The sequence below is a fragment of the Enterobacter mori genome (assembly GCF_025244905.1).
Taxonomy (GTDB): domain Bacteria; phylum Pseudomonadota; class Gammaproteobacteria; order Enterobacterales; family Enterobacteriaceae; genus Enterobacter; species Enterobacter mori_A.
On sequence record NZ_CP104285.1, the window covers coordinates 3,413,506 to 3,426,024 of the forward strand.

Consider the following 12,519-nt stretch of genomic DNA (forward strand, 5'->3'; position numbering starts at 1 on the left):
TGACGCTAATTCCGAGGCAAGTGAAACAGATTAAATAAATCGCCCGACACGAGGTCGGGCGAAGAAAAATCAGGAGCCCAGACGATAGTTCGGGGACTCTTTGGTGATCGTCACGTCGTGAACGTGGCTCTCCTGGATACCCGCACCACTGATGCGTACGAATTCCGCTTTAGTACGCAGCAGGTCAATGGTACCACAGCCGGTCAGACCCATACAGGAGCGCAGGCCGCCCATCTGCTGGTGAATGATCTCTTTCAGACGGCCTTTATAGGCAACGCGACCTTCGATACCTTCCGGTACCAGTTTGTCAGCGGCGTTATCGGTCTGGAAGTAACGGTCAGAGGAACCTTTGGACATCGCGCCCAGGGAGCCCATGCCGCGGTAAGATTTGTAAGAACGGCCCTGGAAGAGTTCGATTTCGCCCGGGGATTCTTCGGTACCGGCCAGCATGGAGCCTACCATCACGGCAGCGGCGCCCGCAGCGATCGCTTTGGCGATGTCGCCAGAGAAGCGGATACCGCCGTCAGCGATAACTGGAATACCGGTGCCTTCCAGCGCTTCAACCGCGTCAGACACTGCGGTGATCTGCGGAACGCCCACGCCGGTCACGATACGTGTGGTACAGATAGAGCCAGGGCCGATACCCACTTTCACCGCGCTGCAGCCAGCGTCTGCCAGCGCGCGAGCGCCTGCGCCAGTTGCAACGTTACCGCCGATGATCTGCAGGTCAGGGTATTTGGCACGGGTATCACGAATACGTTGCAGAACGCCTTCGGAGTGGCCGTGAGAGGAGTCAATCAGTAGGACGTCAACGCCCGCAGCAACCAGTGCGTCAACGCGCTCTTCGTTACCCGCACCTGCGCCAACCGCAGCGCCGACGCGCAGACGGCCATGCTCGTCTTTACAGGCGTTAGGCTTACGTTCTGCTTTCTGGAAATCTTTAACGGTGATCATGCCGCGCAGGTGGAAGCTGCTGTCAACAACCAGCGCTTTTTCAACGCGTTTTTCGTGCATTTTTGCCAGCACCACGTCGCGGGTTTCACCTTCGCGAACGGTGACCAGACGCTCTTTTGGCGTCATGTAAACGCTGACAGGCTGGTTCAGGTCAGTCACGAAACGCACGTCACGACCGGTAATAATACCGACCAGTTCGTTCTCTTCGGTCACAACCGGGTAACCGGCAAAGCCGTTACGTTCGGTCAGAGCTTTCACTTCGTGCAGCGTGGTGGTTGGCAGAACGGTCTGTGGGTCAGACACGATGCCGGATTCATGTTTCTTCACGCGGCGAACTTCTTCTGCCTGACGTTCGATAGACATGTTTTTGTGAATAAAGCCAATGCCACCTTCCTGTGCCAGGGCGATAGCCAGGCGCGCTTCAGTCACGGTGTCCATTGCCGCAGAGAGCATAGGAATGTTCAGGCGAATGGTTTTCGTCAACTGCGTGCTGAGATCGGCAGTATTCGGCAGAACGGTGGAGTGAGCGGGAACGAGGAGGACGTCGTCAAACGTCAGTGCTTCTTTAGCGATACGTAGCATGGGCAATATCTCTGACCTGGGTGGTTAAATATTGCCGTGGCATTATACAGAGCGTAACCGATTGCATCTACACTTTTTTGAAAAAATGCTTGCGATCGCCTCTCAGCAGGTTACTATCGACTGAATAACTTGCTGATTTAGAATTTGATCCCGCTCACATGTTATCCTCTCAATCCCCCTCAATTTATACTGTCAGCCGCCTGAATCAGACGGTGCGTTTGCTGCTTGAGCAGGAAATGGGGCAGGTCTGGATCAGCGGTGAAATCTCTAACTTCACGCAGCCCTCCTCCGGACACTGGTACTTTACCTTAAAAGACGACACCGCCCAGGTGCGCTGCGCGATGTTCCGCAACAGCAACCGCCGCGTGACGTTCCGCCCTCAGCACGGGCAGCAGGTTCTGGTTCGCGCCAATATCACCCTGTATGAGCCGCGCGGCGACTATCAGATTATCGTCGAGAGCATGCAGCCTGCGGGCGAAGGTCTGCTGCAGCAGAAGTACGAACAGCTTAAAACCAAACTCTCTGAGGAAGGTTTGTTCGACCAGCAGTTCAAAAAACCGCTGCCCTCACCCGCCCACTGCGTTGGGGTGATCACTTCGAAAACCGGTGCAGCGCTGCACGATATTTTACACGTGCTTAAGCGTCGCGACCCTTCCCTGCCCGTCATCATCTACCCGACCGCCGTTCAGGGTGATGATGCGCCAGGGCAGATAGTTCGCGCCATTGAGCTGGCTAACGCCCGTCAGGAATGTGACGTATTAATCGTCGGGCGCGGTGGCGGCTCGCTGGAAGACCTGTGGAGTTTTAACGACGAGCGCGTGGCGCGGGCAATCTTTGCAAGCCTTATCCCTGTGGTGAGCGCCGTCGGCCACGAAACGGACGTGACGATTGCCGATTTTGTCGCGGATCTGCGCGCGCCTACGCCGTCCGCGGCGGCAGAAGTGGTCAGCCGCAACCAGTTGGAATTGCTGCGTCAGATTCAGAACGGACAGCAGCGTCTTGAGATGGCGATGGATTACTTCCTCGCCAACCGGACCCGCCGCTTTACTCAGCTTCATCACCGCTTGCAGCAGCAGCACCCGCAGCTGCGCCTGGCGCGTCAGCAGACCGTGCTGGAACGTCTGCGTCAGCGCATGAGCGTTGCGGTGGACGCGCAGCTTAAGCGCGCGGTATCGCGCCAGCAGCGCGTGACGCAGCGCCTGAACCAGCAGAACCCGCAGCCTAAAATTTATCGTGCGCAAACGCGGATCCAGCAGCTGGAGTATCGTCTGGCGGAGACTGTCCGCGCCCGACTAAGCACCACCCGCGAACGCTTTGGCAATGCCGTGACCCATCTTGAAGCGGTCAGCCCCCTCTCCACGCTGGCGCGCGGCTATAGCGTGACGACGGCGACGGACGGCCAGGTGCTGAAGCAAACCAAACAGGTGAATACCGGCGATGTGCTGACGACGCGTCTTTCCGATGGCTGGGTAGAAAGCGAAGTGAAATCAATTAAACCGGTGAAAAAGACCCGTCAGCGTAAAACCGGATAATTCTTCGCCGGTTACTTACTATACTGCTGCTATTCCCTTTTTTAATAAGGAGAGCAGCATGCCCCATCTTCATAGCGTTATTCCCCCTTATATTCTTCGTCGTATTATCGAAAGCGGTTCCGAGCCGCAGCAGCGCTATGCCCGTCAGACTTTAACCCATGTCCAGACGCTGATGGCCCATATGCCGGGCAAACCTGCCGCGCCGCACGTGAATAAAGCCGGACAGCTGGAGCGCGATATTTACGACGCGAAGCAGACCCAGGAGCTGCCGGGTACGCAGGTGCGTTACGAAGGCCAGCCTTCAAACGGCGATGTGGCGGTGGATGAAGCCTACGATTATTTGGGTATTACTCATGATTTCTTCTGGAAAGAATATCAGCGTGATTCGCTCGATAATAAAGGGCTTATTTTGACCGGCACCGTTCACTATGGCCGGGAATATCAGAACGCCTTCTGGAACGGTCAGCAGATGGTTTTCGGCGACGGCGACGGGGAAATATTTAACCGCTTTACCATCGCCATTGACGTGGTAGCGCACGAGCTGAGCCACGGCGTGACCGAGGCCGAGGCCGGGCTTATCTACTTTGAGCAGTCGGGCGCGCTGAACGAGTCGCTGTCGGACGTATTTGGCTCGCTGGTGAAGCAATACCATCTGAAGCAAACCGCCGATAACGCTGACTGGCTCATTGGCGAAGGGCTGCTGGCGAAAGGGATCAACGGCAAAGGGCTACGCTCGATGTCTGAACCCGGCACCGCCTATGACGATCCTCTGCTGGGCAAAGACCCGCAGCCTGCGCACATGAAAGATTTCATTAAAACGCGCGAGGACAACGGCGGCGTGCATCTGAACTCCGGCATCCCCAACCGGGCATTTTATCTGGCCGCGACGGCGATCGGCGGCTACGCCTGGGAAAAAGCGGGTTATGCCTGGTACGACACGGTTTGCGATCGCAATCTGGCGCAGGATGCGGATTTTGAGGCCTTCGCAAAACTGACGATAGCGCACGGAGAGAAACGCTCCGGTGGCGACGCTGGTGCGGCCATTAAACAAGCCTGGGAACAGGTGGGAGTGTTGTAAATGCAGGTTCCGGAACTGACGGATGACGCCGTGGTTGAGCTGGCCCGGGAAGGCGGCGTCGCTTTTATTCCTAAGCTGAGCGGACAGCGCACCATCGCGCTCTCCTCGCTCAATGAGGCCCAGCGCCAGCGCCTGGTGAGCATCCTGGAGCAGGCTTTTCCACGCGGCCAGCCGCCAGGACAGGCCTCTTCACCCGGCAGCGGCGACCAGCGCTATTTCCGTATCCAGATTATCTGGACCGGGCAAAATCAGGCGCACTACGCCGATATCATCGTGCTGGTGCCCGAGCAGGAAGCGCCCGAGTCGCTGGTCGAACTGTGGCAGAAAGGGGAAGGCTGCGTGTGCGATTAACCTTAGGCCCGAACAAACTCCACGCGTTTTTTAGAGATAAGACCGTGGCCGTTCTGGCAGAAATAATCCACCGCGCCGCAGGCCTTGAGTACCTGAAGCGGCTGGTGGCAGTCAGGACAGCGTGCTTCGAGGGGAATATCTTTATTGCAGCTGTCGCAGTGCGCGATACCGTTTTGCGGCTCAAGCTCTGCGTGGCAGTCCGGACAGGTAATCGACATGCTCTCTCCTGTTAAGTTGGGCCGGGACAGGATAACTGCCCCGGCAGGCTGAATAGTATCAGGCTTCCGTAGCCGGTTTAGTTTGCGCATTTTCCAGCATGCGGCGCACCGGGACAATGAGAACGATCAGTACAGCGGCACAAATCAATAGCGCGATGGAGCAGCGCGCAAAGAGATCCGGCAGCATATCCAGCTGGTCGGCCTTCACGTGGCCGCCAATCAGGCCCGCTGCCAGGTTACCCAGCGCACTGGCGCAGAACCACAGCCCCATCATCTGACCGCGCATTCTCTCCGGCGCCAGCAGCGTCATGGTCGCCAGGCCAATCGGGCTGAGACACAGTTCGCCGAGCGTCAGCATCAGGATACTGCCCACCAGCCAGAACGGCGATACGCCCGCCCCACCGTTGTTCAGCACATTCTGTGCGGCCAGCATCATCAGGCCAAAGCCTGCCGCGGCACACAGAATACCAATAACAAACTTGGTGATGCTGCTCGGGCGAATGTTCATGCTCGCGAGCTTCGGCCATGCCCAGCTGAACACCGGGGCCAGCAGGATAATAAACAGGGCGTTGATCGACTGGAACCACACCGCCGGAATTTCAAAATCGCCGATCATGCGGTTAGTGTAGTCGTTGGCAAACAGGTTGAACGACGTTGGCTTTTGCTCAAACGCAGACCAGAAGAACGCGGCGGAGACCAGAAGGATAAAGCAAACCAGCAGTCGGGCACGCTCTTTGCGATTCAGACCCGCGAAAATGAACAGGTAGATAAAGTACAGCGCAACGGACGCTGCAATCACGTAGACCAGCACGCTGGCAACTGCCACCGGGTTAATCACAATCACGCCCTGCGCGATCAGCGTCACGATAACTGCCACGCCGACGGCCAGCGCTACCAGCCATGCGCCCACGCCATTGCGCTTCACTACCGGGCTGTTCCAGGTGGAGTCGAGACCGACTTCGCTGTCATAGCGTTTCATTGCCGGAACGGCAAACACGCGGAAAATAATCAGCGCCACCAGCATCCCGATCCCGCCGATACCAAAGCCCCAGTGCCAGCCGTGAGTTTTAATCAGCCAGCCGGAAATCAGCGGTGCGATAAACGAGCCCATGTTGATGCCCATATAGAACAGCGAGAAACCGCCGTCACGACGCGCATCGCCTTTTTTATACAGCGTGCCGACCATCACCGAGATACAGGTCTTGAACAGCCCAGAGCCCAGCACGATGAACATCAGGCCGATAAAGAACAGGTTGTCGCCCATGATTGCCGAGAGCGCAATCGACAGGTGACCGAGCGCAATCAGGATCGAACCGTACCAGACGGCTCTCTGCTGACCGAGCCAGTTATCGGCCAACCAGCCACCCGGCAGCGCGGCCAGGTACATGGTACCGGCAAAGATACCCACAATCGCCGAGGCGTTTTCACGCGCCAGCCCCATGCCGCCGTCATAAACGGTCGCCGCCATAAACAGGATCAGTAGCGGGCGAATGCCGTAAAAAGAAAAACGTTCCCACATCTCGGTGAAGAACAGTGAACCGAGTGGATACGGATGGCCGAAGAACGTTCGGCTCTCTTTTGGATTAACAGAGGATTGCATAATTCTCCCGAAAGGTATGTGTCGTGCTTGTAAACACCAGCAAGTACGCCGGTCAGTTACGTATCCGACCGATTTTTTACATGTGGCGAAAAATTAGTTAACCATTTGATAACCAGACGCTAGTTTTGTCCAGTACTGGACCCCGGACTTTAAGACGAAAATTCGATGATTGTCTACTTTTCTGGATTTAAAGATGGTTGGAAGTGAATAGTGATTGACTTCACACAGGGTTAGCAATCGCTGTGAAAGCGCGAAAAAAAACCCGCGACAGAGGCGGGTTTTAGTGAGATCGGCAATGTTTATTTGCTTTTCTTAATGTGCTTAATCAAACGCTTGCGCTTACGCATCTGGTTCGGCGTCAGTGTATTACGCTTGTTGGCGAACGGGTTTTCCCCTTCCTTGAACTGGATACGGATAGGCGTGCCCATCACGTCCAGCGATTTGCGGAAGTAGTTCATCAGATAGCGTTTGTAGGAATCCGGCAGGTCTTTCACCTGGTTGCCGTGGATCACCACGATTGGCGGGTTATAACCACCGGCGTGAGCATATTTCAGCTTCACGCGACGACCGCGCACCAGCGGCGGCTGATGGTCTTCTGCAGCCATATTCATGATGCGCGTCAGCATCGCGGTGCTCTGACGACGGGTAGAGCTGTCGTAGGCTTCGCGAACGGATTCGAACAGGTTACCCACGCCGCTACCGTGCAGCGCAGAGATAAAGTGCACGCGCGCAAAGTCGATAAAGCCCAGACGGAAGTCGAGGGTCTCTTTCACCTGCTCGCGCACTTCGTTGCTCAGGCCATCCCACTTGTTGACCACGATAACCAGTGAGCGCCCACTATTGAGGATAAAGCCGAGCAGAGAGAGATCCTGGTCGGAGATACCTTCACGCGCGTCGATGACCAGCAGCACCACGTTGGCATCTTCAATCGCCTGCAGCGTTTTGATAACGGAGAACTTTTCCACCACATCGGTGATTTTCCCACGCTTACGCACGCCCGCGGTGTCGATGAGGACAAACTCACGTTCATCGCGCTGCATCGGGATGTAGATACTGTCACGGGTGGTGCCCGGCATGTCGTAAACCACGACGCGCTCTTCACCCAGAATACGGTTAGTAAGCGTAGACTTACCTACGTTTGGACGACCGACAATAGCCAGCTTGATCGGAAGATCCTGCGGGTTGAAGGTGTCTTCAGGCTCTTCTTCGCCTTCTTCAGCTTCTTCAAACTGCGCCCAATACTCAGCGTCTTCGTCCACTTCTTCCGGCGGGTTCACTTCGTCAACCCATGGCAGTAGCACGGTTTCCAGCAGGCTGGTGACGCCACGGCCATGTGATGCCGCAATCGGGTAGATATCCCCCAGGCCTAAAGACCAGAAATCCGCAACGGCCTGATCGGCATCAATACCGTCAGTTTTGTTCGCCACCAGGAAAGTCGGCTTTTCGCGTGAACGCAGGTGTTTGGCAATAGCGGAGTCTGCAGGCATCAGGCCAGCGCGCGCATCCACCATGAACAGCACCACGTCTGCTTCTTCAATCGCCAGCAGAGACTGTTCCGCCATGCGGGTTTCAACGCCGTCTTCTGTGCCGTCGATACCACCGGTATCGATACAGATGAACTCGCGTCCTTCCACCTCTGCACGACCGTACTTACGGTCACGCGTCAGCCCCGGAAAATCCGCAACCAGCGCATCACGGGTGCGTGTTAAACGGTTAAAAAGAGTGGATTTTCCAACGTTAGGGCGCCCGACAAGCGCGACCACAGGTACCATGTTTGAAGCCTCATAAAATTCAAATAAACGTCGCTTTTGCGGCGTTTTTAAAAATGTCAAAACGGCTCCTGAGTGAACAGGAGCCGTTTAGTATACTACAACCGCCGGGTAATTAACGCGTGATCGCGTACAGCGTGCCGTCTTTTGCCTGAATCAGCAGTTTGCCGTCAGCTACTACCGGATCGGTCAGGAAACCAGAACCGTCAACTTTTTGCTGTGCAACAAAGCGACCGTTTTCTGGATCAATCCAGTGCATATACCCTTCGCTGTCACCGACCACCAGGCTGCCGTTGTACAGGGCTGGCGCGGTCAGCAGGCGGTGCAGCAGATCGCTCTGCGTCCACAGCGTCACGCCGCCTTCAGTGCTCAGCGCCAGCAGGCGATCGTTCTGGTCAACCATATAGATGCGGTTACCGTCAACGATGAAGTCATTCACGGATCCCAGCTCACGTTTCCACATGATCTGGCCGCTGCGCAGATCCAGCGCGGTCAGGTTGCCGTTATACGCCAGCGTATAAACAACACCGTCAACAATGACCGGGGTGGTGTCCACGTCGCTCAGACGGTCGATTTCTGTTGAACCGGTCGCCTGGGAGATACGCTGCTGCCAAATCATCTGGCCCTGCTGCATCAGTACCGCGCTCACACGGCCGTTATCACCGCCAACAATCGCAGCACCGAAAGCCGTCGCCGGGGCGGATTCTCCACGCAGAGACAGCGCTGGCATATCCAGGTTAACGGTCCATTTCACCAGGCCGTCCGCTTCGTTCAGCGCCTGCAGTTGGCCGTTGCTGGTATGGATCAGCACCAGACCATCACTCACCACAGGACGAGACAGAGACTCACCGGCAACGGTCGTTTGCCATGCAACAGAACCGTCGCTGGTGTTCAGCGCATAAACCTGCGCTTTTTCGCTTCCCACGTAAACGTGACCGCCAGCGACGGTCAGGCCGCCGGAAAGCAGCGCAGGTTTACGTGAGAACCAACCGTCTTTTTCCGCCAGGTTAACGGACCAGACTTCTTTCCCGTCATCGGCGTTTACCGCTTTTACGGTACCTTTACGGTCAGCGGCATAGACAACGCTGTCCGCATACGCCGGATGCAGGTTGGAGTAGAAATCGCCAATCCCACTGCCCACGGAGACGTCCCACGCGGTGGATGGGGTAAACTGGTTTTCAACCGTTGGCAGCGGGGACATTTTTACAACATCTTCTTCGCCACTGAACAGTGAACAACCACTCAATAACGTAACAGAAAGCAGTCCTGGCAGAAGTAATTTACGCAATTGCATCGGGTCCCTCTCAGACGGACAAATTATTTATTTTCATCTGCATCATTTCGCTCAGCGCAGGTGAAGCTTTGCTCTCTACGCCAGCTTGCCACGCTTTACGCGCGCCCGCTTTGTCACCTTTGCTCAGCAGTGCTTCACCGCGCAAATCAGCAACGATGGCAGCAAAACCGTCGCCTTTGATGGTATCGAGCGTTTTCAGCGCGTCATCGGCTTTTTTCTGCTGAACCTGGATACGTGCCAGACGCAGGTTGATCACTGCTTTCAGGTTTTCATCGCTTGCAGCAGCAAGACCCTGTGACAGTTGTGCAGCGGCTTTGTCCAGTTCGTTTTTATCAACGTACTGCTGAGCCACTTCCAGCGCAGTCAGCGCGCCGTAGGTGTTTTTGTTGTCAGCCGCAAATTTCTCCGCAGCCGTCAGCGTTTGCGGCTGATCGGCACGAATTGCGCTAACGGTGTTTTCGTAGCTCAAAGACGAACCGCGAGCGGCATCAGCCTGATGGTTGTTCCAGTAGCGCCAGCCTACCAGCGCACCGACACCCAAAATAACCCCAACAACCAATGCTTTGCCATTTTCAGCAAAGAAGCGTTTAATCGCGTCGACCTGGTCGTGTTCGTTCTCGTACATTTCCACGCAGTCTTTCTCCTTAGCCCAATAGAGTGCGCAAGTGCGCCGCAACGCCGTCCTGCGTTACCGTTGTTTGCTCACCAGAGCGCAGGTCTTTCACTACCACTTCGCCGTTAGCCACTTCGGACTCGCCCAGCACCAGTGCAATACTTGCGCCCCACTTATCGGCACGAGCAAACTGTTTTTTGAAGTTGCCGCCGCCATGGTTGGTCATCAGCTTAACGCCCGGCAGCGCATCGCGCACGCGTTCGGCAAGCTGCATCGCCGCAGACTGCGTATCCGCACCTGAGGCCACCAGGTATATATCGACAACGGAATCTGCTTTAAATTCCGGATTAACTGCCTGAACCAGCAAAACAAGTCGCTCAAGACCCATCGCGAAGCCAACAGCAGGCGCTGCACGGCCACCCAATTGCTCAACCAGACCATCATAACGGCCGCCCGCACATACGGTACCCTGCGAACCGAGGCTGGTAGTTACCCACTCAAACACGGTGCGGTTGTAGTAGTCCAGACCGCGCACCAGGCGCTGGTTCACGGTATAGGCAATGCCTGCCGCTTCAAGCAGCTTGCACAGGCCCGCGAAGTGTTCGCGAGATTCTTCATCCAGGTAGTCACCCAGCGCAGGCGCATCGTTCAGCAGTGCCTGAACGTCCGCGTTCTTCGAATCCAGAACGCGCAGCGGGTTGCTGTACATGCGACGTTTGCAGTCTTCGTCCAGCTTCTCTTTATGCTGTTCCAGGAACGCCACCAGCGCATCGCGGTAATTAGCGCGAGCTTCCAGAGAACCGATAGAGTTCAGCTCAAGGGAAACGTGCTCGGCGATACCGAGGGCGCGCCACCAGCGGGCGGTCAGCATAATCAGTTCGGCGTCAATGTCCGGGCCCTGCAGACCAAAGACTTCCACACCCAGCTGATTAAACTGGCGATAACGACCTTTCTGCGGACGTTCGTGGCGGAACATCGGGCCGATATACCACAGACGCTGCTCCTGATTGTACAGAAGACCATGTTCGATGCCGGCGCGTACGCAGCCCGCCGTACCTTCCGGACGCAGGGTCAGACTGTCGCCGTTGCGGTCCTCAAAGGTATACATCTCTTTTTCAACCACGTCGGTGACTTCACCAATCGCGCGTTTGAATAACGGGGTCTGCTCTACAATCGGCAAACGGATTTCGCTGTAACCGTAGCTGCCGAGCACCTGTTTCAGTGTGCCTTCAATGCGCTGCCAGATGGCGGTTTCGCCAGGCAGATAATCGTTCATGCCGCGGATGGCTTGAATGTTTTTTGCCACGTTTATTCTCTTTCTATATACAAAAAAAACCCAAAGAATGGGTTCAATCATACATGGGAAGCTCGCGGCTTCCCATCACGTTATTTTTCAACCTGCTGAACGTTGATGCGTTGCGTCTCGTCCATCATGGCGGCTTTGGCACGAATGCGTGCTTCGAGCTGGTCGATCATGTCACTATTATCCAGACGATCTTTACGAACGCCATCTTCATAGAGACCACTTTTCTTGTTACCGCCGGTCACGCCCAGTGTTGACACCAGCGCTTCACCCGGACCGTTCACCACGCAGCCGATGATGGAAACGTCCATCGGGGTAATGATGTCTTCCAGGCGCTGCTCCAGCGCATTCACCGTACCAATCACGTCGAACTCCTGACGTGAGCAGGTTGGGCAGGCAATGAAGTTGATCCCACGCGCGCGAATGCGCAGTGACTTCAGGATATCGAAACCGACTTTGATCTCTTCCACCGGATCGGCCGCCAGCGAGACGCGCAGCGTATCGCCGATCCCTTCAGAGAGCAGTAGACCCAGACCGATCGCAGACTTCACAGAACCGCTGCGCAGGCCGCCCGCTTCGGTGATCCCGAGGTGCAGAGGCTGGTCGATCTGCTTTGCCAGCAGGCGATAAGACTCTACAGCAAGGAACACGTCGGACGCTTTTACGCTGACTTTGAACTGATCGAAGTTAAGACGATCGAGATGATCGACGTGACGCATGGCGGATTCGAGCAGCGCCTGCGGCGTTGGCTCACCGTATTTTTCCTGCAGATCTTTTTCCAGGGAACCGGCGTTAACGCCGATGCGGATAGGAATATTTTTATCGCGGGCGCAGTCCACTACCATGCGGATACGCTCTTCGTTACCGATGTTACCTGGGTTAATACGCAGGCAGTCGACGCCATATTCAGCGACTTTCAGTGCAATGCGGTAGTCGAAGTGAATATCAGCCACCAGCGGAACGCTGACCTGCTGCTTGATAAGTTTGAACGCTTCGGCAGCATCCATCGTCGGGACGGAGACGCGAACAATGTCCGCGCCTACACGTTCTAATGCTTTGATCTGATTGACCGTTGCTTCCACATCCGTGGTGCGCGTATTGGTCATCGACTGGACGGCGATGGGTGCCCCGTCCCCGATTGGCACATTCCCAACGTAAATCCGTTTCGATTTTCTACGTTGAATCGGAGCCTGGTTATGCATGAAAAATCTCCCGCGTTGCCCGT

The 12,519-nt window shown here is 55.9% G+C and carries 11 protein-coding genes; 3 read left to right on the plus strand and 8 right to left on the minus strand.

What is annotated here, in order from left to right; genetic code table 11:
- Positions 1–69: 69 nt before the first annotated feature.
- Positions 70–1,536, minus strand: coding sequence for an IMP dehydrogenase (gene guaB / locus N2K86_RS16060; RefSeq protein ID WP_010433923.1), 1,467 nt, complete (start codon positions 1,534–1,536; stop codon positions 70–72).
- Between the two features lie 158 nt (positions 1,537–1,694).
- Between guaB and xseA the strand changes: the two genes are divergently transcribed.
- The 3 genes from xseA to N2K86_RS16075 are packed head-to-tail and all read left to right on the plus strand — an operon-like array spanning position 1,695 to position 4,497.
- Positions 1,695–3,068, plus strand: coding sequence for an exodeoxyribonuclease VII large subunit (xseA, locus tag N2K86_RS16065; protein ID WP_260659270.1), 1,374 nt, complete (start codon positions 1,695–1,697; stop codon positions 3,066–3,068).
- A gap of 58 nt (positions 3,069–3,126) precedes the next feature.
- A complete protein-coding gene (locus N2K86_RS16070) occupies positions 3,127–4,146 on the plus strand; it encodes a M4 family metallopeptidase (protein ID WP_260659271.1) in 1,020 nt (339 codons plus the stop codon).
- Positions 4,147–4,497, plus strand: coding sequence for a protealysin inhibitor emfourin (locus N2K86_RS16075; protein ID WP_006811517.1), 351 nt, complete (start codon positions 4,147–4,149; stop codon positions 4,495–4,497). It abuts the gene before it with no gap.
- 2 nt (positions 4,498–4,499) lie between these two features.
- On the opposite strand, the gene N2K86_RS16080 is transcribed toward N2K86_RS16075, so the two are convergent.
- The 7 genes from N2K86_RS16080 to ispG form a co-directional block, all read right to left on the minus strand.
- On the minus strand, positions 4,500–4,715 hold the full coding sequence (locus N2K86_RS16080) for a zinc ribbon domain-containing protein (protein ID WP_260659272.1): 216 nt from the start codon (positions 4,713–4,715) through the stop codon (positions 4,500–4,502).
- A 58-nt stretch (positions 4,716–4,773) separates the two neighbouring features.
- On the minus strand, positions 4,774–6,315 hold the full coding sequence (locus N2K86_RS16085) for a peptide MFS transporter (RefSeq protein ID WP_260659273.1): 1,542 nt from the start codon (positions 6,313–6,315) through the stop codon (positions 4,774–4,776).
- Positions 6,316–6,614: 299 nt separating this feature from the next.
- Entirely contained in the window at positions 6,615–8,087 is a 1,473-nt protein-coding gene (der, locus tag N2K86_RS16090; protein ID WP_260659274.1) for a ribosome biogenesis GTPase Der, read from the minus strand.
- 112 nt (positions 8,088–8,199) lie between these two features.
- Entirely contained in the window at positions 8,200–9,378 is a 1,179-nt protein-coding gene (gene bamB / locus N2K86_RS16095) for an outer membrane protein assembly factor BamB (protein ID WP_010433943.1), read from the minus strand.
- A gap of 10 nt (positions 9,379–9,388) precedes the next feature.
- Entirely contained in the window at positions 9,389–10,009 is a 621-nt protein-coding gene (locus tag N2K86_RS16100) for a YfgM family protein (protein ID WP_260659275.1), read from the minus strand.
- A 13-nt stretch (positions 10,010–10,022) separates the two neighbouring features.
- On the minus strand, positions 10,023–11,297 hold the full coding sequence (gene hisS, locus N2K86_RS16105) for a histidine--tRNA ligase (protein ID WP_108416723.1): 1,275 nt from the start codon (positions 11,295–11,297) through the stop codon (positions 10,023–10,025).
- An 80-nt stretch (positions 11,298–11,377) separates the two neighbouring features.
- On the minus strand, positions 11,378–12,496 hold the full coding sequence (ispG, locus tag N2K86_RS16110; protein WP_008502138.1) for a flavodoxin-dependent (E)-4-hydroxy-3-methylbut-2-enyl-diphosphate synthase: 1,119 nt from the start codon (positions 12,494–12,496) through the stop codon (positions 11,378–11,380).
- Positions 12,497–12,519 lie beyond the last annotated feature (23 nt).

Excerpts from the sequence above, each read along its gene's own strand:
- ispG (WP_008502138.1), bottom strand. The coding sequence starts at position 12,496 with ATGCATAACCAGGCTCCGATTCAACGTAGAAAATCGAAACGGATTTAC.
- N2K86_RS16075 (WP_006811517.1), top strand. The coding sequence starts at position 4,147 with ATGCAGGTTCCGGAACTGACGGATGACGCCGTGGTTGAGCTGGCCCGG.
- N2K86_RS16070 (WP_260659271.1), top strand. The coding sequence starts at position 3,127 with ATGCCCCATCTTCATAGCGTTATTCCCCCTTATATTCTTCGTCGTATT.
- bamB (WP_010433943.1), bottom strand. The coding sequence starts at position 9,378 with ATGCAATTGCGTAAATTACTTCTGCCAGGACTGCTTTCTGTTACGTTA.
- der (WP_260659274.1), bottom strand. The coding sequence starts at position 8,087 with ATGGTACCTGTGGTCGCGCTTGTCGGGCGCCCTAACGTTGGAAAATCC.
- xseA (WP_260659270.1), top strand. The coding sequence starts at position 1,695 with ATGTTATCCTCTCAATCCCCCTCAATTTATACTGTCAGCCGCCTGAAT.
- N2K86_RS16080 (WP_260659272.1), bottom strand. The coding sequence starts at position 4,715 with ATGTCGATTACCTGTCCGGACTGCCACGCAGAGCTTGAGCCGCAAAAC.
- N2K86_RS16085 (WP_260659273.1), bottom strand. The coding sequence starts at position 6,315 with ATGCAATCCTCTGTTAATCCAAAAGAGAGCCGAACGTTCTTCGGCCAT.
- guaB (WP_010433923.1), bottom strand. The coding sequence starts at position 1,536 with ATGCTACGTATCGCTAAAGAAGCACTGACGTTTGACGACGTCCTCCTC.